Origin of the sequence: Flagellimonas lutaonensis, assembly GCF_000963865.1 — a bacterium.
Lineage (GTDB): Bacteria > Bacteroidota > Bacteroidia > Flavobacteriales > Flavobacteriaceae > Flagellimonas_A > Flagellimonas_A lutaonensis.
In genome coordinates this window covers 2,992,619-3,015,069 of record NZ_CP011071.1, presented here as the reverse complement: position 1 = coordinate 3,015,069, position 22,451 = coordinate 2,992,619, and the positions used below count along the sequence as shown (strand labels likewise).

23 protein-coding genes are annotated in these 22,451 nt (G+C 47.3%); 4 read left to right on the top strand and 19 right to left on the bottom strand.

Annotated features, from left to right (window positions below; genetic code table 11):
- Positions 1-15: 15 nt before the first annotated feature.
- From VC82_RS13945 to VC82_RS13890, 12 genes are all read right to left on the bottom strand, one after another.
- Positions 16-615, bottom strand: coding sequence for a nucleotidyltransferase family protein (locus VC82_RS13945; RefSeq protein WP_045802910.1), 600 nt, complete (start codon positions 613-615; stop codon positions 16-18).
- Positions 615-1,622 carry an XdhC family protein gene (locus VC82_RS13940; protein ID WP_045802909.1) on the bottom strand — a complete coding sequence of 336 codons (1,008 nt, stop codon included), beginning with the start codon at positions 1,620-1,622 and terminating at the stop codon, positions 615-617. The genes VC82_RS13945 and VC82_RS13940 overlap by 1 nt, the downstream gene beginning before the upstream one ends.
- Positions 1,622-2,818, bottom strand: a complete 1,197-nt coding sequence (locus tag VC82_RS13935; protein ID WP_045802908.1) for a molybdopterin molybdotransferase MoeA — start codon at positions 2,816-2,818, stop codon at positions 1,622-1,624. Before VC82_RS13935 ends, VC82_RS13940 begins: the two co-directional genes overlap by 1 nt.
- Complete coding sequence (locus VC82_RS13930; protein WP_045802907.1) at positions 2,815-3,597, bottom strand: sulfite exporter TauE/SafE family protein; 783 nt, start codon at positions 3,595-3,597, stop codon at positions 2,815-2,817. The genes VC82_RS13935 and VC82_RS13930 overlap by 4 nt, the downstream gene beginning before the upstream one ends.
- Positions 3,588-4,655 (bottom strand): HesA/MoeB/ThiF family protein, encoded by a 1,068-nt coding sequence (locus VC82_RS13925; RefSeq protein ID WP_045802906.1) that lies wholly within the window; start codon positions 4,653-4,655, stop codon positions 3,588-3,590. The genes VC82_RS13930 and VC82_RS13925 overlap by 10 nt, the downstream gene beginning before the upstream one ends.
- Complete coding sequence (locus VC82_RS13920; RefSeq protein WP_045802905.1) at positions 4,655-5,251, bottom strand: NTP transferase domain-containing protein; 597 nt, start codon at positions 5,249-5,251, stop codon at positions 4,655-4,657. Before VC82_RS13920 ends, VC82_RS13925 begins: the two co-directional genes overlap by 1 nt.
- Before the next feature lie 25 nt (positions 5,252-5,276).
- Positions 5,277-6,920, bottom strand: coding sequence for a tetratricopeptide repeat protein (locus VC82_RS13915; RefSeq protein WP_045803474.1), 1,644 nt, complete (start codon positions 6,918-6,920; stop codon positions 5,277-5,279).
- Positions 6,921-6,991: 71 nt separating this feature from the next.
- Positions 6,992-7,975: a GTP 3',8-cyclase MoaA gene (moaA, locus tag VC82_RS13910; RefSeq protein WP_045802904.1), complete on the bottom strand. Its 984-nt coding sequence runs from the start codon at positions 7,973-7,975 to the stop codon at positions 6,992-6,994.
- 74 nt (positions 7,976-8,049) lie between these two features.
- Positions 8,050-8,304 carry a MoaD/ThiS family protein gene (locus VC82_RS13905; protein WP_045802903.1) on the bottom strand — a complete coding sequence of 85 codons (255 nt, stop codon included), beginning with the start codon at positions 8,302-8,304 and terminating at the stop codon, positions 8,050-8,052.
- Positions 8,305-8,306: 2 nt separating this feature from the next.
- Complete coding sequence (locus VC82_RS13900; protein ID WP_045802902.1) at positions 8,307-10,532, bottom strand: xanthine dehydrogenase family protein molybdopterin-binding subunit; 2,226 nt, start codon at positions 10,530-10,532, stop codon at positions 8,307-8,309.
- A 16-nt stretch (positions 10,533-10,548) separates the two neighbouring features.
- Complete coding sequence (locus tag VC82_RS13895) at positions 10,549-11,010, bottom strand: (2Fe-2S)-binding protein (RefSeq protein WP_045802901.1); 462 nt, start codon at positions 11,008-11,010, stop codon at positions 10,549-10,551.
- Positions 11,011-11,124: 114 nt separating this feature from the next.
- Positions 11,125-12,063: a polysaccharide deacetylase family protein gene (locus VC82_RS13890; protein WP_045803473.1), complete on the bottom strand. Its 939-nt coding sequence runs from the start codon at positions 12,061-12,063 to the stop codon at positions 11,125-11,127.
- A 99-nt stretch (positions 12,064-12,162) separates the two neighbouring features.
- Between VC82_RS13890 and VC82_RS13885 the strand changes: the two genes are divergently transcribed.
- Together VC82_RS13885 and VC82_RS13880 are read left to right on the top strand one after the other, a co-directional pair.
- Positions 12,163-13,251, top strand: a complete 1,089-nt coding sequence (locus tag VC82_RS13885; RefSeq protein ID WP_045803472.1) for a vWA domain-containing protein — start codon at positions 12,163-12,165, stop codon at positions 13,249-13,251.
- 180 nt (positions 13,252-13,431) lie between these two features.
- Positions 13,432-14,325 carry a 3-keto-disaccharide hydrolase gene (locus VC82_RS13880; RefSeq protein WP_245615913.1) on the top strand — a complete coding sequence of 298 codons (894 nt, stop codon included), beginning with the start codon at positions 13,432-13,434 and terminating at the stop codon, positions 14,323-14,325.
- 73 nt (positions 14,326-14,398) lie between these two features.
- Here VC82_RS13880 and VC82_RS13875 read toward each other — a convergent pair whose 3' ends face one another.
- Positions 14,399-15,013 (bottom strand): 3-keto-disaccharide hydrolase, encoded by a 615-nt coding sequence (locus tag VC82_RS13875; RefSeq protein WP_045802899.1) that lies wholly within the window; start codon positions 15,011-15,013, stop codon positions 14,399-14,401.
- Positions 15,014-15,189: 176 nt separating this feature from the next.
- On the opposite strand from VC82_RS13875, the gene VC82_RS15595 reads away from it, so the two are divergent.
- A complete protein-coding gene (locus VC82_RS15595; RefSeq protein ID WP_157518130.1) occupies positions 15,190-15,354 on the top strand; it encodes a hypothetical protein in 165 nt (54 codons plus the stop codon).
- Positions 15,355-15,365: 11 nt separating this feature from the next.
- Here VC82_RS15595 and VC82_RS13870 read toward each other — a convergent pair whose 3' ends face one another.
- The 5 genes from VC82_RS13870 to VC82_RS13850 are packed head-to-tail and all read right to left on the bottom strand — an operon-like array spanning position 15,366 to position 19,575.
- Entirely contained in the window at positions 15,366-16,805 is a 1,440-nt protein-coding gene (locus tag VC82_RS13870) for a M14 family zinc carboxypeptidase (protein ID WP_045802898.1), read from the bottom strand.
- Positions 16,806-16,809: 4 nt separating this feature from the next.
- On the bottom strand, positions 16,810-17,472 hold the full coding sequence (locus VC82_RS13865; RefSeq protein WP_045802897.1) for a peptidoglycan recognition protein family protein: 663 nt from the start codon (positions 17,470-17,472) through the stop codon (positions 16,810-16,812).
- The gene (locus tag VC82_RS13860; RefSeq protein ID WP_157518127.1) at positions 17,469-17,864 is read right to left on the bottom strand and encodes a 3D domain-containing protein; all 396 of its coding nucleotides are present in this window, start codon (positions 17,862-17,864) and stop codon (positions 17,469-17,471) included. Before VC82_RS13860 ends, VC82_RS13865 begins: the two co-directional genes overlap by 4 nt.
- 38 nt (positions 17,865-17,902) lie before the next feature.
- On the bottom strand, positions 17,903-19,369 hold the full coding sequence (locus tag VC82_RS13855) for an FG-GAP repeat domain-containing protein (RefSeq protein ID WP_052699053.1): 1,467 nt from the start codon (positions 19,367-19,369) through the stop codon (positions 17,903-17,905).
- Positions 19,366-19,575: a pirin-like C-terminal cupin domain-containing protein gene (locus VC82_RS13850; protein WP_084598238.1), complete on the bottom strand. Its 210-nt coding sequence runs from the start codon at positions 19,573-19,575 to the stop codon at positions 19,366-19,368. The genes VC82_RS13855 and VC82_RS13850 overlap by 4 nt, the downstream gene beginning before the upstream one ends.
- Positions 19,576-19,623: 48 nt before the next feature.
- Between VC82_RS13850 and VC82_RS13845 the strand changes: the two genes are divergently transcribed.
- Positions 19,624-20,958: a serine hydrolase domain-containing protein gene (locus tag VC82_RS13845; RefSeq protein WP_045802895.1), complete on the top strand. Its 1,335-nt coding sequence runs from the start codon at positions 19,624-19,626 to the stop codon at positions 20,956-20,958.
- Positions 20,959-21,344: 386 nt separating this feature from the next.
- Here VC82_RS13845 and VC82_RS13840 read toward each other — a convergent pair whose 3' ends face one another.
- Positions 21,345-22,187: a 1,4-dihydroxy-2-naphthoyl-CoA synthase gene (locus VC82_RS13840; RefSeq protein ID WP_045802894.1), complete on the bottom strand. Its 843-nt coding sequence runs from the start codon at positions 22,185-22,187 to the stop codon at positions 21,345-21,347.
- Positions 22,188-22,451: the final 264 nt, after the last annotated feature.

The window sequence follows — 22,451 nt, the reverse complement described above, 5'->3', positions numbered from 1 at the left end:
ATCATAGTTGGCGAATTATTTTCCGTATTGTTGGTGCATTCTTTGATAGTCTTCAACTGTGTCAATATCGATGGTCTGTGTGGGGGCCGCTATTTTTTTCAGTTTGGTGGTCTTTTCATTGAGTATTTTGCCCGCTCCCTTATCAGCGTCCAATTGCTGTAGCCTGTTTAGCATGGAGGGATGAAATACCGTTGGTACACCAAACCCATGTTCGTATTGTGTGGCCACGGTCACGTTTTCGCTTCGAAAAGTGGCAAGCAGTCTGTTCAAATGTGTACTATCGAGCAAAGGCTGGTCGGCCAACATGACCAAAATACCATCTGCCTGATATTGTTCTCTAACAAACCCGACACCATGGGCAATTGAATTTCCCAAGCCCCTTTTCCAATGATGGTTGACAGTGGCTGCAACACCATTGGGCAGGGTCTTTTTTATCGCTTCGGAATGGGCACCCAGTACCACAACGATTTCTTTTGACACCTCTTTTGCCTGCGCTATGGCGTGGTTCAACAAAGTGGTGTCTTTCCAGGGAAGCAGTTGTTTTATCTTGCCCATTCGGGTAGCACCACCTGCCGCCATTACCAATACTACGATGTTGGGGTGGGTGTCTTGCATCAGGTATGGATTCTCCCCACTTTTTCCTTCAAAAGAATCGGTTCTTTTTGGTTTACCACGGCCAGTATTTCTGCCAATACCGAAACCGCTATTTCTTGGGGGGTCTCAGCACCAATATCCAATCCGGCCGGACCATGGACCTGCTCTAAAAACGCCTCGGGCATATCGGGATGGCGCTCAAGCAGCTCATCAAACAATTTTTCACGTCTTCTGGCGGGGCCCAGCAATCCGAAGTAAGCAGGTTTGGCCTCTTTCAACGCAATCATGTACTCCAAGTCTTTCACAAAACTATGCGTCATCAAAACGATGGCGGTTTCCTTGTCTACTTCCAGTTGCAACGAATCGCCCACGGCTTGCAACAGTTGAACGGCCCCTTTAAAATCGTCCAATGACTTTTCTTCTTTCGGATGGGCCACAACGGTCACCTCCCAACCGGTCATCGCAGCATAAGAGCATAATTGAACGGCATCGTGCTCTGCACCGATAATGACCAATTTAAAACAGGGTTGCATCGTCTGTTCAAAAACCTCATAGCTGTTCGATGCTTCCGTATAGCCGTTGCGTACTCCCATCCCTTCATCAAAATGGAAATAGGAGCCAAAACCTTTGTTTTCACCATACTTTTTTTCGAATGTGCTGGTTATGGTAAAGGTTTTTCGCTTGGTAATATATGTCCGGAAAGCGCTCAAAAAGTCTTTTGAGGGAGCAAAGGGCTCCAACAAGATGTAGAGTATGCCCTCACAGCCCAAACGATATCGCCCGTCGTAGGTCATCACTTTGGGCACACCTGTCAAAAAAACACTTTCAGCCTGTCGCAGTACTTCTTTTTCTACGCAGCCACCACTTACCGCCCCTACCATACCGCCATCTGACAGCAACAGCATTCGAACCCCTGGACGCCGGTACGAAGAACCTTCCAGAGCGACCACAGTGGCCAATACTGCGCTCAATCCCTGTTTTTGGGCAGCTTCAAAGGCAACGATTATTTTTTTTAGCTCATGCGTCATCACAACATTCTTCTTGTGGGGTAAAAAGGGACCAAATCGCCAACGGCATAGGCGCAATTCGGCTTGAACCGCACAAAGGCATTCGATTGGGCAAGACTGGTCAAGTCGCCAGATCCATTGCCCATGACTAAGGTAGCTTTTAATCGGCCATCTTTCAAATGCAATTTGGCGCGGATAAGGCGCGTCAAATCTGTACTGTTTTCAAAAGGTTCGGCCAGCGCCACCCACTTTTCGGCAGTAGAAAGGCCCAGCGACTTTCGAAGCCATGGCAGAAAATATACATGGTAGTTGGCAAATGTTGAGGCCGGATTGCCCGGAAAGGCAAAAACCGTTGTATTTGTCGTTGCACTCTTGCCAAACCAAAAAGGCTTGCCAGGACGCTGTGCCACCCGATGAAAACTGTTTTTGACCGCAAGCTTTTCCAAGATGGCGGGCAGGTAGTCATATTTTCCTTTGGAGACGCCCCCGCTCAAAAGCAACACATCGCTTTCTATCAAGGCCGTACCCAAGGCTTTCTGTATTTCAGACTCATTATCATTGATATGCAAAAGATTACAGTTTAAACCTTCAACCTTTAGTGCAGCCTTTAACGAGAAGCTGTTGGACTTTCTAATTTGGTGAGGAAGTGGTTGTTCATCAACATTCACCAATTCGTTGCCGGTTGAAACTACTGTAATGGCAGGAAGCTTTTTTACTTCCACCCTAAATTTGCCAACTGAGGCCAACACTCCTATTTCCGGGGCTTCAATTTTATGGCCCTTTTTGAGCAATACGGCACCCATGGGCTCATCGCTGCCCTTTCTGTGGATGTTCTGCCCCTTGGTCACACTTTTTTTGATGGTAGCAACCCCCTGATGTATTTCAAGATGTTCGTACATCACCACAGTATCGGTATCTTTGGGAAGCATGGCGCCCGTCATCACTTCCAAACAGTTTTCTGGGTTTTGTAAGGCCAATCGCGGGTTGCCGGCAGCGGCGATTCCCTCTATCTTAAACGCGCGTGTGCCTTTTTCGTAAGCGGCAAATGAGATGGCTATCCCGTCTTTGGTCACTCTGTCAAAGGGCGGGAAATCACGGTCAGCCAGAATATCTTCGGCCAGTACACGCCCATAGGTATGGTCTAAACCGATTTTTTCGGTTTTGAATTCAGTGGCGGTTTTCAATACCAACTCTTGTGCTTCCTCAAATGAAATCATCCCCATAAATTTAAATGCAACCCATTTTCCAGTAATACCCTGAGCCCCACTATCAATACCAAAAGGGCTGTAACCAAACGTATTGCCTTGGCGGAGAACTGCCCTAGGCTCAATCGAACGCCCAGTTGCCCTCCCACGACCACGGCAACCACCAACATTGCAATTTCAGGCCAAAACCATTCAAAAGTGCCCGCGATGGCCAAGCCCGTCAAGCCCGAAACCGAATTGACTAGGATGAAAAAACTGGCCAATGCCGCGATGACCAAAGGTCGGTCCCACCTCATATAGTTCAGAACCGGGGCCAAAAAAATACCGCCACCAATACCTACCAAACCTGAGAGCAGGCCAATGGCGGCACCTAGGCAGTAAGACAAATACGATGGGTATTTTTTAGGTTCATAATTTGTTTTTAACTGTATGGTCTGAACAGCAAGGGCAATGGCCGAACCAATAAGCGATATGCCCAAAATGATGAAAAAAATACGTTCTTCAAGTCGAAACGACGCACCTAAAAAAGCCATGGGGATGCTCGTGGCAATAAAAGGCAGAAACTTTTTCAATTGCAAGAGACCCGCTCGCCAATACCAGTAACTACTGCCCAAAACCACCGCCAAATTACACAACAGGGCCGTGCTACGAATGACAAAAAAGCTGCTCAAGACCAACGCAAGAATGGCCAAATAACTAGATCCACCACCAAACCCTACACTGGAGTAGAGCAACGCCACAGCAAAAAAAATGGCTATAAGGCCCACAAATTCGCCAGTGGCTAAAGACATAAAGGCACAGTTTTGTCCATTCCGCCCAAGATATGCAAAATGGCTGCATTGGGGCGCTCTTGCCTTAATCGGGCGAGTGCCTTTGCACTTCTTGTTCCTGATTGGCAGATGATATATACAGGGCGGTCGAAATCAATCTCATCAAGCCTTGAGGATAGCTCAGCAAGCGGAATGTTCTTGGCCAACTGTAAGTGGAATTCACGGTATTCGTTTGGATTGCGGACATCGATCAGCTGTACTTTCTGTCTTTTGACCATCTCGGCAAACTTTTCAGGTTCCATGGAAAACGCTGTTTCACAATCGGAAGCCCCATACGATGCCAACAGCTCTTTGATTTTTTTGTTCTGGGGATTTACGGGGATATCGATTTGTTGCGTGGTTTGGGTCAGACCATCGTATAACAATAATTTGCCCGATAACACATTGCCGATCCCCGCCACTATTTTGACCACTTCCAAGGCCTGTAATGTCCCAATGATACCGGGCACCACCCCTAAAACCCCATTTTCGTTGCAATCAGGCACTTCTTCCGCCTTGGGCATCTCTGGGAATAAACAGCGATAGGTAGGGCCGCCATCATGGTTGAAAACACTGACATGGCCCTCAAACCCATGCAGGGCACCGTACACAAATGGCTTTTTTAAAATAACACAGGCGTCATTGATCAAGTAACGCGTGGCAAAATTATCGGTGGCATCGACCACCAGGTCAAAGTCCCCGACAATCCGCAGGGCATTTGTTTTTGTGAGAAAGGTATCGAAAGATATCAGGTTGGTACACCTGTTTTGGTTCGCCAACCTTTCGATGGCCACTTCTAGTTTGGGCCGGCCCACATCTCTTTCATCATATAGAAGCTGTCGCTGTAAATTATGGTACTCTATAAGATCTTGTTCTACCAACCCCAGTGTACCCACACCCATGGCGTTCAAATATTGGGCCACCGGCAGCCCAAGGCCCCCTAGACCCACAATCAATACACGGGCCTGCCCAAGCTTTGACTGGCTTTCGGGGCCAAAACCCTTCAATTGGTGGTGTCGAATGAAGCGTGGTTGTGCCATTACCTCAGTTTTGACTTGGCAAATTCAAATTCTGTGAATGAATTGGCATTATAAAGCACTTCGTCTTTCTCTGGATATACCAAATCTATATCGGAATTGATCAAAAATTTTCTTGGACAACTGCTTTCCGCAACCTTGAGGTATTCTTTGGCTCGCTGTAGTCCCTTGGGCTCCCAGATGGCAACCAATGGTTCTGGCAACCCACTGGCTTGTGTAGCGTAGGCGGTCGCCAGTTTTCGGGGATTCCGCTTTAATACCAAGCTCTTAAGTGCGGCCTTGTCAAGCAACGGCAGATCGCAGGCCAAAACCAGCCAAGCCGCCTCAGGATAGGCATCGTGTGCGCTCAATATACCATTGAAAGGGCCGAGGTGGCGATTGTTGTCGACCACGGTGTTAAAATTGTCGGGCACGGTGCCCTGCTGTTCGGTTCGAATACTCAAAAAACAATCGAGCCCCAAATTTTCCAGCAGCCCGTATAGGTATTCACGTTGGGGAATACCATGGTAATTCAGCAAACCCTTGTCAGTACCCATTCGGGTGCTCTTGCCACCCGAAAGGATCAAGCCGTACAGTTTTGTTTCGTTACTACCTAACATTCTAAATATGTTGTACAAGCGGATACTAATCGCTTGTAATCTTCTCCAATCTGCTCTTGGCAAAATTGGCCGTGGACCCTTTCGGGTTCAGCGCTATTGCCTTTTTATAATATTCTTTGGCCTTGGTGGTATCGCCAGCCTTTAAACACGCCTCGGCCAACGAATACCAGCAATAGTCCGATTCAGGAAATAAGGCCGTGGTAAGCTCGAATACGAAAATGGCCTCTTGCTGCCGATCCGCATCCAACAGCGAATAACCGGCCCTGGTGAATTCACTTTCAAAGTCCACGTTTTCGTACAAAGGATCGTTTACCAGCCGTACCGCCTCTTTTTTCAACAAGTCGATCTTGTTCGCCTCGAACAAACCCCTGAGATATGCCATTGGGTCACTGATAAAGTTGGGGCCATCAAAACCCAGCGCTTTTTCAAGTACAGGGTCCCTGTTCAATCTATAGTCTTCAAAGCTAGGTGCTACGCTTACATCAGGTACGGTATAGGGCCCGTTTTCCCATTGGGGCTTGTCTTGCCACCATGCAAAAGACAAATAGACAGGCACTCCACTGTTCGGCAACACCACTTTTTTGTTGTCACCATAAAAATTGATGTTCTCGGCGGTCGGTTCCCCTACGAAAATAACATTGGTGTAATTGTCCAGTTCATTGACCAGGTTTTGGCAAGCTGAAAAAGTGCGTCTTCCGATAATGACATACAATTTGCCCGTTTTATTGATTTTTTTGGTTTCGATGATTCCCGTGACCACGGGCTTGTTCTTATAATTGTTGCCGCCCCCGTTCAGGCGCACGTCCAACACCAATTTCTCAACATCGTTGTTTTCGATAAAACTGAAGACACGACCGAAAAAAGAAGGAATGTCCTCAGAAGGGTCATCTTGAATTTGGCTGTGTCTTACGTACAATGCCTTCTCTTCTGGCAGGTACTCATAATAATATATCTGATCAAGGTCTTTGAGATAATGTGGCGGATTGGATAGGTCTCTGGCACTCACCCAATCAGATGCCGGTTTCACTTCCCCATATTGCAACGGAAAGTCTAGTTCATCGGTGGCCTTGACGATGGACATAAAGATCTTTCCATCTTTCTCGAGCTGCATGGTGATATTTTCTTGCAACGTCTTGGTGATGCCCTGGGCATGTAGCACTTCGGGAATGGTCAGATAACTGATGCCATATGCTTTGAAATATTGGTCGTTTTCAGCTGGCACTACTGGGTAAATGGCCTTTAGCACTTCATCTATCGGCCGGTCTTCAACCTTGAGGATCTTGGCCCCCACTATTTCTCCATATTTTTTATGTGCCCCGGTTATGTAAACCCCATCTGCGAATTGGTAGATAACCATGGGCAGTTTGTGATAAGGTATCGGATTATCCCTAAAACCTACGCCAGTGTGGCCGTATTTGAACAGGGAGACTATCTTGGCGAGGCCGACCAGCACTTCATGGTCTTGAAGTTTGGGTATTTTGCCATAAAGTTCTTCAATAGCGGTATCGAAAACCTCTGGAGTGGTCTTTTTAAAAAGAAAGGGGTAGTCATCATGAACCGTTTTCTGGAGATAACGAAGGTCTGCCTGCCAATCTGCACTTGAAATACCTTTTTGGGCGGAAACATGGCAAAATGCAAATAAAGCCAGTAAAATGAGTGTTTTTTTCATACCAAGAAATTGCCATTTACACTGTGGAATGTCCGATACTTCGTGTTCATTTTCATACTTCATAACATCGTTCACCCTCCAATGGAAGTCATTGACTTATCAAATACCTTTTCGTGTTCGTTTTGTGCCTCAAAACCGGTCTTGGCCCTACTGCCGAGGGTTGCCAATATGGTCTGCGCCACTTTTTCACGAGGGTTTCCGCCCCTGACCATTTCACGCAGATTGGCCTTGGGCTTTCCGTATAGGCAGGTGATCACATCTCCTGTGGCCGTGATGCGGAGTCGATTGCAACTTCCGCAAAAGGTACGGCTGAATGAGGGAATAAGCCCAAAAGTACTCTTGTGCCCTTCAATCTGGTAGTTGATGGAGGTGGATGTTGCCGGTGATTCCAATTTTCGGTAGTTGGGAAAGGCTTCCGTTATATGCGCAAGAATGGCCTTGTAGTCCCATTTGATTTTTTGGAAGGTCTTGCTCCCCCCATTAAAGGGCATTTCCTCCAAAAACCGTACGGAGACCGGATAGTGCTTCATCAGTCGTAATATGGGCAAAATATCCTGCTCGTTCTGTCCTTCCAATACGATGAAGTTGATGCGTACATTGAATCCCTCCGAAATCAATCGGATCAAATTGTTGTGTACCGTGTCGTACTGGTTGCGTCGGGTAATCTTTTCAAAGGTCCCGCGGTTTATGGCATCGAGGCTGACATTGATATTGTTGATGCCCAACTGCTTAAGTTCATCGATATGCGGACCGATCAACGTGGCATTGGTGGTGACCGATATATCGTTCAACCCCTTGAGCGTGGTCAGATGCCTCAGCAAAACCATCAAATCTTTTCGCACAAAGGGCTCACCGCCCGTAATACGGATTTTTTCGATGCCTTGCCCGACCAATATTTCGGCCACCAGACACAGCTCGTCAATGGTAAACACCGAATCGCGTTTGGCAAAGTTGATCCCCTCGGAGGGCATGCAGTAGTTACAGCGCAGGTTGCAGCGATCGGTCACGGCCAACCGTAGGTAATTGATGGTTCTATTGTGGTTGTCTATCAACATTCAAAAGCTAAACTCATGCCTCGACAGGCTCAGCATGACATTTCCTATTTTTATTTCACACTTCAATTTATGGCTTATCCTCCACTGACAGGGGGGATCAATGCAATTTCATCATACGAATGGATTTCTTTTTCATCTTCGGCATAGGCATTGTTCACCGCGATTGCCAACGACGACAAGGTATTCAATTTTGGATAAAGTTTCCCCAGATAGGTGCGCAGTTCGCCCACCGTCTTGGGCACCTTTTTACCCGTGATGGTCGATGTTGGTATGGATAATGTTGGGCTACCGACAATATCTTTGGTAACCCCGAACAATAATATGGTCATACTTACCCTATGATTTCCTGTTTTCGTGGTTTCAATAATTCAGGTGTCTTGGTAAATGGCTGTTTATATAGACGATTGCCCGTTGCGGCCTTTAAGGCATTGGCAATGGCCCCGCCCGCCGGTGGCAAGGTAGGTTCCCCCAGACCTGTAGGCGAAAGATCGTTCTTGATAAAATGCACCTCGACGACCGGGGCTTCTTTCATACGAATCAACCGATACTTGTCAAAATTACTGGCAACAGGCTTGCCCTTCTCAAATCCAAAATCCCCATACATGGCATGTCCAATGCCATCAATAACCCCGCCTTCGGCCTGGTTTTTGGCGCCCAGTGGATTCACTACAATGCCACAATCCACTACACAGGTCACTTTTTTTACCACCGGTTCGCCATTTTCAATGACCACATCAGCAACCTCTGCTACATGGCTGTTATGGCAATAATAGTTTACAAAACCTTGGTACACCCCTTTGGGTTGTTTGCCCCAACCCGATTTTTCAACAGCGCTCTCGATTACCTTGATCATTCGTTCAGGAGAATACTGAATCCGTTCGTCGGATGCGGCATCTACCTTTTTCAAGAGGTCTAACCGCAGTTGTACGCGATCCACCTCCATCATTTCGGCCAGTTCATCAAAGAAACTCTGTTCTGCATAGGCCAAAAAATTGGTGTACGGCGCGCGCCATGCCCCTGTGGTGATGGGACTTTTATGGTTGGCGGCGTCTACTTGGTAATTTTCAATTGCCCCTGCCGGAAAGAAATTTGGTATCAAACCGTACATATTCGAGTTGATGGCAGCCTCTTTCAAATGGTAAGCGGTAACCTGGCCATCTTTTACACCTGCCTTTATGCGGTATTTGATGGCCATTCTGTAAATGCCATCGTTCATATCGTCTTCCCTGGAGTAGACCACTTTAACAGGCTTTCTGATCTTGTCGGATATTTCTGCTGCTTCAAGCACAAAATCACCAAAAAGCCGTCGGCCAAAGCCCCCGCCCATACGGGTCATCTCCAGGTGGATTTCCTTTGGGTCGCGCTCTAGCATTGCCGATACGAGTCCGGCTTTCCATTCGGGCGTCTGTATCGGACCCACCAAATGTACTTTCTCATCTGTTACATGGGCAAAAAAGTTCATGGGTTCCATGCAGTTGTGCGGTAAAAAGGGCGACTCGTAGGTGCGTTCCAACACTTGGTCGGCCTCGGCAAAGGCCTTTTTTACGTTACCGTCTGCCCGCATGGTCTGAAATTCGTTGCCATCAAGCAAATCGGTCAATATTTTGTCGTGGTCAGCAGTGCTCTCCATATTTTCTCCATCTTCCCAAACCGTTTCCAGCGCTTCCTTGGCCTTCATGGCCTGCCAAGTGGTTTCGGCAATGACCACTACTTTATCGCTTCCTGACAAGATATTGCCGGTTCGTTCGTCTTTTTCCAATAATGCCCGGGCTTTCTCCCCTATGGTAAAGATGTCAATGACACCAGGCATTTGTCTGGCCTTGGTATCGTCGAATGACTTCAGTGTTTGGCCAAATGCCGGTGGCCTTGCAACTGCGGCATAGACCATTCCTTCCACCTTGTAATCCAATCCGAATAGGGGCTTGCCCGTAATAATTTCATCTATGTCAACGTTTCGGGCATCTTTGCCAATAATGTTATATTCACTGGGTTTTTTAAGGGTCACTTCTTCGGGCACTTCCAATTTTGCGGCCTCGTTCACCACGTCACCGTAACCGAGGGTCTCGCCGGCAGCATTTGTAATTACCCCTTCGCTCACAGTACATTCAGATGCATCAACGCCCCACTTGGCAGCTGCAGCATTCACCAACATCTGTTTGGCCGTGGCACCGGTCTGTCGAAGAGCATCCCATCCGTGGCGTATTGACTGGCTGCCACCAGCAACCTGACGGGTATAATGTTCTGTATTCAAAGGTGCTTGTGCTACATACACATCTTTCCATGCCACATCCAGCTCCTCGGCAATGATCATGGGCATGGAGGTCTTTACCCCCTGCCCTATTTCAGGATTCGGCGAATATATCTTAACGGTGCCATCTTCCGCTATTTCAATAAATGCGTTGAAGTCGTTGTAATTGAGCTGCGAAAGGTCAACGGGCGGTTCTACCTTGGGCTTACAGGCCTGAAACAGGTTGAAACCTATGAGCATGCCACCACTGGCTAGACCGGTGGTGCGCATAAAGCCCCTTCTACTTAATGTCATATGTTGATTTGCCATGATTCTTGTTTATGTGTTAACCCATGTTCTCAGCAGCCTTTTCGACCGCCCTATAGATTCGATTGTAAGCCGCGCAGCGACAGATGTTTCCGTGCATGGCATTCTTGATGTCTTCTTCGGTAGGATTCGGATTGCTCTCCAAAAAGGCCGAAGCGGTCATGATCTGCCCCGCTTGGCAATACCCACATTGGGGCACATCGACTTCTTTCCAGGCAATCTGGACAGGATGGCTTCCATCCTCAGAAAGTCCTTCAATGGTAGTAACCGATTTACCTTCGAGCTGGCCCATGGTCATTGAGCAGCTTCTCATGGCCACACCGTCAACATGAATGGTACAGGCCCCGCATTGGCCGATTCCACAGCCGTATTTGGTGCCTACCAAGTCTAAGTGGTCTCGCAGCACCCAAAGCACGGGCGTGTCTGCGGAAACATCAACGGTCTTTTGTGCACCGTTGACCTTGATTTGATACGTTGGCATAGTTGATAGATTGATTTATGTTGGATTACCTGTTGAAGTTACCAAAAAAATTATCGGGATATTTATTTTTAACAGGAGCGCTTGTGTTTTAACAAAGCTTTAAAACAGTGAAAATTATTCGGCCCGGGTGATTTTATCACGTATCTCGCGCCAGGTCACCAAAATAATCCCGTTCGCCCCTAACAACGCTGCACATTTATCACTGGTAAAGAAATCGTAATCGGCTTGTCGCCATGCCGAACCCCAATCGGGGTGGTCAATGGTTATGGCCTGCATTTCCTCATCATCATAGGCGGTGTGTATGAGCAGACAGTTCAAACCTGGTTCCAATTCGTTCAACACCTTGGTATAATACTGGTCCATTCCATCCGCAAAATCTTCTGGCATGGCCGTCAACACCCGGTCTACAACCACATCTTTCTCGGTCATCATTTGTTGAATTTCTGGGCTATCCATGACTGGAATACCATAATCCAATAAAACGGGGAGGCTATGATCTCTTCCAACCTGAATATAGGCCTTTAAAAACTCAGGGGTTGCCATTACCGCCCCCATGTGGGCATCTAAATGGGTTACATCAATACCGGCGTTGAGTGCCAACCGTACCTGTGTGGCCAATTCGGTTTTTAGCACGTCGGGGTTCCCCTTGGCCGCCACATCAGCCACGTTGTCATAAAAATAACCTTGCTCGTTTCTGAAAGAGGCCATGATATGGCTCCAGTATGAAGGTCCCCACTTGTAGTATTTCCACTCGCTGGTCACGGTTAAATGCAAGCCGAAATCCATTTCTTGGTGCTCTTTCGCATACGCGGCAATTTCAGGAAACCAAGGGCACGGAACCATTATGCTGGCAGAATTGACACAGCCTTCTTCCATCGCCTTGATGCTGGCCTTGTTCTCAGAATGTGCCACCCCCAGATCATCTGCGTGTATGATTAATAGTTTATCATGTTTTGAATACCCCAGTCTTTCGGCCACATTGGTCGCTTGGGCCGCCACCTGTTGAAAACCAAAAAATATCAGGAAACATAGGAAAGGAAATACTTTTTTCATGTAGCCACTTTTGTTGCTCATGAAGCTACAAAATTTTCGGACTGTATACTATCGGCCCGGTTTTTGCGTTGAAAGGCTGAACCCTAAACAAAAATGAAAATGAAAACTTTTGCTAAAATACTACCCTATCTCTTTTCTGTTCTCTTCTTGGTTTCATGTGGCAACGCCGATGACGATGTGAGTTTCGACATCAACCAAGGTGAGCTTGGTAAGGGCAAGGAGCCGGATGATTGCTTGGGCTTTGGTGAAAACGACCTGCTGTTGTCGATCCAAGAACAGTATACCGCCCCTCCGAGCAAAGTCTCGATCCTTTTCAAGGTGTCTGACAAGCAAGGAAATCCGATCTCAGGTCTAACGGCCGATCAGTTCACCATTTATGAGCAGGGGCGCAACGATGATTGTTTCAATACCATATCCTCTTCAGAATCGCAAGCGCGTATTTCGCCCAATTCGCAAGTGTTCAGCAACAATACACTATTGGTACTCGATTTGAGCAATTCGGTTTTGGAAAGCAGTCTTGAAGAGCTTAAAGTGGCCGCTACCAGCTTTGTGAACAATGTAATGCCCTCGCCTGAAACGGAGTCATTTAAAATAGCCATTTATTGGTTTGATGGTGAAGACCAACTGCACCTACTCAACGAGCTGACCTCTTCAACGGCCGAACTGACGGGGGCCATTGACGGTATAACCCAAGATATCAGCAGCGACCCTTCAACGGATCTGTACGGCGCAGTGATCAAGTCAACCGATATTGCTGAGGACCTGATTAGGGAAAGTAATAATAATTCTGTTATCGGCGCGGCCTCAGTGGTCATTTTCACCGATGGTACAGACCAGGCCTCACGCTATACCGAAGAACGTGCCCTTAAGGCCGTCAATGAGGCAAATAGCAACATTTCGTTCTTCACCATCGGTCTTGGTGCTGAAATCGACACCCAGGTATTGATGGAAATTGGCAAGACGGCCAGCGTTTTCGCCAACAACAAAGAACAGTTGGAAACTACCTTTAACCAAATTTCACAGCGCGTCTCAGAGCAGGCCAATAGTTTTTACCTTTTTGAGTACTGCACACCCAAGCGCGACGGTAGTGGCGAGAACAATTTGGTGATACAACTCACCAACGGTAACCTGCAAGGCGCGGTACAGACCAAGTTCAATGCGGATGGTTTCACGGGAGGATGTGAGTGACGTACTATCAAAACTTTATAAAATTTTATACTAAAGACCACCAAGAAACTCATTTCATGGTGGTTTTTTATGTTGGCTCTTTTTTAAGGGCTTCCATAGAAATCATTAAATTGTCGCAAAATTCAATACTAGATGAAAAATACGATGAGAACATTGATTTCTAGTCTTTTACTTTTTTGTATGGCTAATTTAAGTGCCCAAGAGTTGCATCCTCTTGAAGGTCGTTGGGACCTTGTGATGGAGTTCGAGGGCAAAGTATTGCCTTCTTGGCTAGAGATACGCCATTCAGGCCACGAGACCATGATCGGCCGCTTTGTGTTTGCCTTCGGAAGCGCAAGGCCCATTTCAGAGGTAAAGATCGATGGCAACAATTTCAGTTTCGAAATTCCGCGCCAGTGGGAACCCGAGGGCGGTGACATGGAATTTACAGGTACCTTAGTCGACGGAAAGTTGAAGGGCACCATGAAATATGTCGATGGCAAGATATACCAGTGGACAGGTACCCCTGCGCCTGACCTGCCCTATAATGACCGACCGGCCTGGGGCGAGCCCATGGAACTCTTTAACGGCACAGACCTCACCCATTGGCATACCGATCGCGAAGATGATAACTGGGTGGTTGAAAACGGTATTTTAAAAAATACCCGTTCAGGGGCCAATCTTATCAGCAATGATACCTTTTCCGATTTTAAACTGGTAACCGAATTCAGGTACCCTAAGGGCAGCAACAGCGGCATTTATCTACGTGGCCGTTACGAGCTTCAGATCGCCGACAACAAAGGACTACCCGCTTCGGATATCTATTTCGGCGGCATTTATGGTTTTTTGGAACCCAACGAGAATGTTGCCGGCAACCCGGGAGATTGGCAAACCTATGAGGTAACCCTGATCGGTAGGCGGGTTACTGTAGTAGCCAATGGAAAAACCATTATCTGTGACCAGACCATACCGGGAATAACAGGAGGGGCATTGGATAGCAACGAAGGAGAGCCTGGGCCAATTATGATTCAAGGAGACCATGGCCCTGTGGAGTTCAAGTCATTTGTGGTGACCCCCATTTTGGAGTCGAACTGACTTAGCAGAGTTCTTAGAATATAAAAAGCCCTGACAGTATCGTCAGGGCTTTTTTCTTTTTCTTGGAACAGGACTACTGAACCGTTTTTATCTTAATGTTGCGCCATTTCACTTTTATTCCTCCCCCATCATGTATCTGCAGCGCAATGGCCCCTTTGCCCTGACCAATTTTTTCATCGGTGAGCTCTACCATTTGAACTCCGTTCAACCAAGTGGTCACCGTGGGGCCCATTACCGAAATGGTCATTTTGTTCCATTCGCCCATTTTTAAGGCAGCTTCTTTCTCAGGACTTGGTTTTATGAGCCAACCACGACCATACGATTCGTAGATGCCGCCCGTGTGTTTACCGGGGGGCGCTACCTCTACCTGCCAACCTGTAACCTTGTTGCCCTCAAAGGTAGATTTAAAGAAGACCCCACTGTTGCCGTCCGCTTCCTGCTTGAACTCAAGGGTCAGTTCAAAATTGTCGTAATCGTCTTCGGTGGACAGGTAGCCATACTCCGCTTTGGGGCCACTCTCACAAATAAGCAGTCCATCTTCCACATACCACTTTTCGTCACCGTGTTGCACCCATCCGTCCAAGTTTTTGCCATTGAAAAGGCTTTGGCCTTCGAACTCTTGGCCGACCGTTGTTTGGCCAGATACCACTATTGCCAGTAGTGTAATTAAGTTAAATGATATCTTCATTGTTTTTGATTTGAAATATGCCATGAATGTACGAATTTGATGCATGAAATGCCCGCATATATTCGCTGAACGACCATTTAGGTAGGGTTTTTGGCCCAATAATTGTTCTATATATGACGACTGCAACTACCAACATCCTAAAGACTGAAGAAGTTTAACTCAAAAAAACTCAGGTTATGGATGTTATCAAGGAAATTATTCAGAACAGCGCCATCGGCCCCTATTCAAACTGGTCGAAAGGCTTGGTATTATCGCTTTTTACATCGATTGTATTCACTTTGGTCTTCATGTTGGTCTTATTGTTTGCCACCATGCCCCAAAATATACAGTACGGGTATTGAAAAAGACTACGCTAACGATAGATCAGTGCATTGCCAAAACCCTGTTGTTCTAGCGGTTTGCTTAAATCGAGTAAAAAACCGTTGATCACGGCATGGGTGATCGTACCGTCTTTTTCAAGGAAAAAAGTTGGGTTTTGACCTGGTTGTAGCCTGAATTCAGGTAACTTAAAGTCTTTTTCCACCCAATGGAAGGGTTCTTCGGTATGGAAACCCTTGTCAGGAGGCTCTTTTTGAAGATAGGCTACCCCTTTGGTCAATAGGCTGTTGGCCTTCTGTTCTTCGAAAGCGATTTTCGGCGGAACGATTTTATATCCCGATGCATCAAAAGTCTCGTATCCGTAATAGGTCGAAAGATCGCCCTGGTCTACAATGATGCTTTTGTAATAGAAATCGTTGTGGCCCTCTAAATCGACCTCTTGCCGCTGTATGCCCAAATCGATGATATAGTCGTTGCCGTTCAGTTCATAGGTAACATTGGCTATCTTAAGGTCAAAAAGGTTACGGTCGTTCTTCGGAATTTTCTCGTATTCCTCAATGGGTATCTGCTTATAACTGCCCGTGGCAATGGTGTAGAGGGCTGAAAGTATCGACACATAGTTCAACTTTCGAATCTCCTGCTTTTCACGGTCGTTGGCGTAGCCACCTGATTCTATCAAGATAAGGCTAGTGCCCCATTTGGCAATGTTGTCGCCAAAGGCCCGTGGTTCAAAATCATCGTTGTACCGCCCCACCTGACCAGGTGCGTATTTTTGGATTACATCGTTCATGAACACGATTACCTTCATGGCATTGGCACGTACCTCGTTGATGTCTTTTTCGTAATTATAGGCCGTGGCCAAATACGAGATGGTCGCAGGCTTGGGGGTGCGTTCGGCATTGTAGTAGCGGCTTTGGTCGTGAAGGTTAAAGCCAAAAGCAGCGTCAAGACTGTCGCGGACCCTCTTCAACGTACGCCCTTCGGGCGATTGCAAACGCAGCGCATCTCGGTTGATGTCGATGCCCAAGGCATTTCTGCGTTGGAACACTTCTGCCCCATCAGGATTCAACATGGGTAGAAAGTGAAGTTTCAGGTTCTGGAGTATTACCTGTTTTTCATGCTTAAAATCATCCGAATCCAGAAAATTGAGGATGTCAAAAATTGCCTGTGTGGCGGTGGGTTCATCACCGTGCATCTGCGACCATAGAAAAATGTTGGTGTTGCCCCCACCGATACTGATCAGGGTCAGGTCTCGACCCTCGATGGACTCCCCTACTTTGTTCACCTCAAATTTGGGGTTGTTGCTAAAGGTATCGATCAAGGGTTGTATTTGGCTGTGTTTGATGCGCCGTTTGTTTAACGAAGACTCTTTATATTTTTCGTACGTTTCGTAGAGTTTCGCGGTCAAATCGGTTTGCGCAGTGCAGGTAGAAACAAGGGCGAACAAACAAATCAGATACTTAAAATGGCTCATAAAATTACTTTTCAGGAACGGGTTTAAAATTATGCTTTTTGGTGGCACGGCGCACCCTTTTCATGAATTTTTGGCCCGGATCCGTTTTTTTGGTTCGGTAGCCCTCATCTACTTCCAACCACAATGGGTGGCCCTCGAACCGGGTGTATTCATAATGCCCGATCAGGTACTCGATATCATACTTTTCCGCCAGGTAGTCAACCAGCCAAACATTGGCCTTAAGCTGCTTTCTGGTCAACGGGGTTTCTTCTGTACCCCCAACATTCTCAATGCCAATGGCGCAGTGGTTCAAACCAATTACATGCCGTGCCATGGTCTTTTCGGGCATCAGGCGGTAAATGGTGCCATCACGGTCCACCAAAAAGTGGGCCGAGACGTTCAGGCCACTGACACTCTCGATATCGGGCCGCCAATTCGGCAAAGTGGACTTTTCGAAGGCTTCATATGATTTTTGGAGTGTGGGTATGGCCGTCCAGTGCAGCACAATCATCTTGGGCTCAATTTCAGGGGTGTCCTGTTCCAATCCGTAGCGCTGCTCGAGGTATTCTTTGGTAAGTTGTATGCGCTCTTCGCCAAATTCGATGGGCCTATCAACAATTGCCACTGAACTGCTGCACGAAAGGCTGCCCAGTAGTACTAGTAGTATATAAAAATGCTGTCTCTTCATTCCGTTTCGGTTTTTACAGAGTCGTTTTTGTGCACGGCATAGCAGATCATCAATTTTTTCTTTCCCCATTCACGTGCCTTTTTTACATCGTTTCCCATGTAAATATCAATTCTTTTACGCCATCGCCAATGCATCTTGTCTTTCACATAAAACGTATCGCTCATGGTGTCAATTTTGACCATGGTATTGTGGCCAAGCCCTTGTTTGAGCAGGTCTCGCGATACGGCAATGGCCTTCATGCCCGGTTTGAGCGTATCGCCCCAAGCGGCTATGTTCGCCAAACTATCGGTCTGCCAGGGCACTGAATTATAGGCCGAAACGGTCACCTCAAGGCCATGCCAATCGTGGGGGTCGGGCTTTTTTGGCTCCTCCTCTTTACAGCCCAGGGCCACCAACAGGCAAATTATGTAAATCTTTTTCTGGATGGCATCTATTTTAAGGTATTCTCCAACAGCAAAACGTCCACATTTTCATCGGCCCACCGATCTGAAAGGTTTTTTGGAACGGCCATAAAGGAATAGGTGAACGAGGTGAGCACCATATCAAGGTCACCATCGTTGTCGACATCGCCAGCATCCATTAAAAACCATCTGCCTGCAAAAGGGTCTTTCAGCACCTTTGTGGAAAAGGTGAACGTTTCGGCATTTTTGTTCTCTAAATATACAAAAGAGCGGCGTGGGGCCCTTTCGTAGTCAGGAAAAGTGCTGATCACCCCAAAATCGATATCGCCATCTTGATCAAAATCTTCCGCTACAAAACGGGTGGCCCCGTTCAGGGGATAAAAAAACACCTCCTCAAAATTATGTTGCCCATCGTTCAAATGTATGCGCAGCCCGTGGTAGGGTTTGTGTACATAAGACTTATCGGCATTGTCGCCATTGACCGTTACAATGTCCGTATGGCCATCGCCATTGTAATCGAGCATTTCGAACCAACTGCTGCCAAATACGGGGCTGAACTCCAAAACCCTTTCGGCCCTGAAAGCCAGGTCGTTTTTTTGGTAAAGTACCGTAATGCCTTCGTTGCCTTGGGATGTCAAGACCACCAGATCCAACTTTCCATCATCGTTCATGTCTTTGGCCAGTGTTCGAATACAGCCGGGTTGGTTGAGCAGGGTTTTTTGCCGATAGGTAGCGTCGCCGTTTTGGGTCAACAGTGAGAGCCGTCCTGTTTGATCGCCAAACTCGCTGACCACCAATTCTATGGTTCCGTCACCATTCAAATCAGTGGCCAAGGTATGCACCGGGCGGTGCAATTTCACAGGGATTCGTACAGTATCTTTTTGCCCTAACACGGTGATGCTCCCTTCGGCCTGTTCAGAAGGGTCCAATAGGCCCACCTCTGTCACAAAAGCCCAACTGCCAACGGTAGAAAACCAGGTAACCGGCGTTTTAGCCTTAACTATTGGCTTTCTTTGCCGTTCAGAAAGCATGTAGTTATAAACCTCACCATTGTAGTTTCCAACAAAAAGGTGGTCACGCTCCATTTGGAAATAGGTGATCAGCGACCCGTTTTGGTCATCAAGGGACAAAGGTTTCTCCGTGAACTGTTGCAACGCCTCTGCCTTGGGCAAGGGGGTCGCAGGAAGCTTCTCAGGGGCCAACGAAACAATGTAGTTCTCTAGTCGCACCCAGTCTTTCAGGGCAATTTCAGGTCTAAGGGTCGCTTCTTGAAACGGGTCTTGATACTGTTCGGTTATCTTCATGCGGGCAGCCATATCGGGCAGCACAAAATATTTCCAAATATGCTTGGGCAGCCTATCGATTCTTGGTAGGGCATGGCAGGCCGCACAATAGTTGTTGTAAAGGGCTTCTGCGGCAACCGGTGCCTCTTTCTTTTTACATCCCAAAAAGCACAGCAGTGCCATCAACACAATCTTAAAAACAACTTTTTTCATGGAAGCGGCACATAGGTATCACCACCTTTCATCATGGAAAAGGTCTTGTTCTGCCAAGCCTTCTTGGCATGTTCTATTTTTTTTTTGCTGGAGGATACGAAATTCCAAAAAATATGGCGCTCTTCAGCAAAGGGAATCAACCGACCCACCAAAAAATCGCCGATATCACGACTGCGCTCTTCAATGATCATTCCAATATTCGACATTCGTCAAATGTTTATATTCGCCATGAAAGTTACAATAAATTCCATCCCATGAAGTGGTTCAAACGCATTCTTCTGTTACTATTGGTGGCCGTGGCCATTTTGGTATACTTCAACTATTCGAAATTGAACATTATTTCAGGATATGCCTCCAAATACATGGCCTCACAGGTTTTTGTGGCCAATAGGCAGGCTGAAGCTGTCGTGGCCAACGATCTGAAATTTCCATTGATCGAGTTGGCCGAAACAGCGGTCGATTATGAACAAAAAAGTGCCTCTGCCACTGTGTACGGACTCATGGAGCGAAAGACGATTTACCGCGAGGGACTGGGCTGTGTACTGGTAAACGATGATTATAAGGAAGGGCAGCCCTACCTGCAACCCAGGCGAACCCTATCAAAAATAGAACGGCCCTACCCTTTTGGGCATTTGCCCCCCAAGGACACCCTATTCCCCGAAATAGATTATGGACAGCTGCAAAAAGCTGTCGCACTACCCTTTACCAACAACGAGGTGCAAAAAACACGCACCCTCTTGGTATTGTACAAAGGGCATTTGCTCCATGAGAAGTATGTGGATGGCTTTACCAAAGATACCCCGGTGCTGGGATGGTCGATGACGAAAAGTGTGCTCGCTACTTTGTACGGTATCTTGGAGCACCAAAAGAAGATAGAGGTCCAGTGGCCAGCACCCATTGTGGAATGGAAAAATGACGAGCGCCAATACATAACCTTAGACCACTTACTGCGCATGCAGAGCGGACTGGCATGGGAGGAAGATTACAGCGGCATATCAGATGTCACCAAGATGCTTTTTCTAGATAGCGACATGACCGAGGCCCAGAAAAACAAAAAGGCCCTAGCGGAACCCACTGAAATTTGGAACTACTCTTCTGGCACCAGCAATCTGTTGTCGGGCATTCTTCGTATGCAATTTAGAACCCATCAAGAATATCTTGATTTTCCGTACGAAGATCTGATCGACAAAATAGGCATGCACAGCATGCTGCTCGAAGCCGATCTCGAAGGCAACTATGTGGGGTCTTCCTATGGCTGGGCCAATACAAGGGACTGGGCCCGGTTCGGACAATTATACCTAAATAACGGCCAATGGAACGATGAACAGCTCTTCGCTCCCGAATGGGTCGATTATATCACCACCCCCACCGAACATTCCGATGGGGGGTACGGGGCCCACTTTTGGCTGAATGCCGGTGGTATCTATCCCGATGTGCCCAAAGACCTGTTCTCTTGCAACGGCTATCAGGGGCAATATGTCTTCATCATCCCTTCAAAAGACTTGGTAATCGTGCGTACGGGACTTGCCGAAGACCCTGATTTTGACATCAACGGCTTTTTAGGGGCTTTGGTAAAAGCCATAAAATGAGGTTTTTACGGTACAAATAACAAGTTTTTAGGCACAGACCACAGAAAAGGGACACTTCACAACAATAATTTCGCCCCGCAGGGGTACGGGCGTACATTTACCATGTAATTGATTCAGAAAATAAATTTTTTCATTTTCATATAGTGTTCTCGTAAAAGGGTCCTGATCGAAAGACAGGGCCCTTTTTAGTTTGCTTCGACTCCGCTCAGCAACCATGAAACCCTGTTTTGAAAAGTTTTGTTCATTTAAGACGGTAGGTTGAACAAATTCCGCTGAAAAGCATAATCCCATCATACCCGGTCGTATCCCGTATTGTCTTCAGCCTGTCACCGGAAAAGCAGCGATCTATAGCGAAGAGATTCCTGCTTTCGCAGGAATGACAGCTTTTAAGGAATCCACTTGTTCTTACCGAAATTGGGCTTTCGTTTTTCAAGAAAGGCATTGCGGCCCTCTTTGGCCTCATCGGTCATATATGCCAATCGTGTGGCCTCGCCGGCAAACACCTGCTGCCCCACCATACCGTCGTCGGTCAGGTTCATGGCAAACTTCAACATTTTGATACTGGTGGGCGACTTTTCCAAAATTTCCTGTGCCCATTGATAGGCCGTATCTTCGAGTTCCGCATGCGGAACCACGGCATTGACCATCCCCATCTCATAGGCCTCCTGTGCCGAATAGTTGCGCCCCAGAAAAAAGATCTCACGGGCCTTTTTCTGCCCCACCATCTTGGCCAGATAGGCAGATCCATAGCCGCCGTCAAAACTGGTCACGTCGGCATCAGTCTGTTTAAAGATGGCGTGTTCTTTACTGGCCAAGGTCAAATCGCAGACCACATGCAGGCTGTGCCCGCCACCCACGGCCCAACCGGGCACCACGGCGATGACCACCTTGGGCATAAAGCGTATCAACCGCTGTACCTCCAAAATATTAAGGCGATGGTACCCATCTTCGCCCACATAGCCTTGATGGCCGCGTGCTTTCTGGTCGCCCCCACTGCAAAAGGCCCAACCACTGTCTTTGGGCGAAGGGCCCTCGCCAGAGAGCAGTACCACCCCGATCGAGGTATCTTCTTGGGCATCGTAAAAGGCTTTGTACAGTTCACTGGTGGTCTTAGGGCGAAAGGCATTGCGCACCTCAGGGCGGTTAAAGGCAATACGGGCCACCCCATTACTTTTTTTATAGGTGATATCGTCAAAATCGATGGCGGTCTGCCAGTTGGGTTTGGTCATGATGCTAAAATTTTACCAAAGATAAAGAGAATGGCGGTTGTTGAAAACTGTTAAAGAACCTTCGACCCCGACCTATTGAAAAGGTGGGATTTTTCTGCTAAATTCGCTACCTGTACCGAACGGGTTTCGGTATCGGTGGCTTTATGGGGAGTGGAAATTCCGCAAAGAATACTGTTGTGCTTATTGCAAAAGGGCCAAGACACAAATCGGCATAACTGCCCGTTTTACAGGCGGGTTTGGTTTTGGCCGACGAAAAAGGGAATA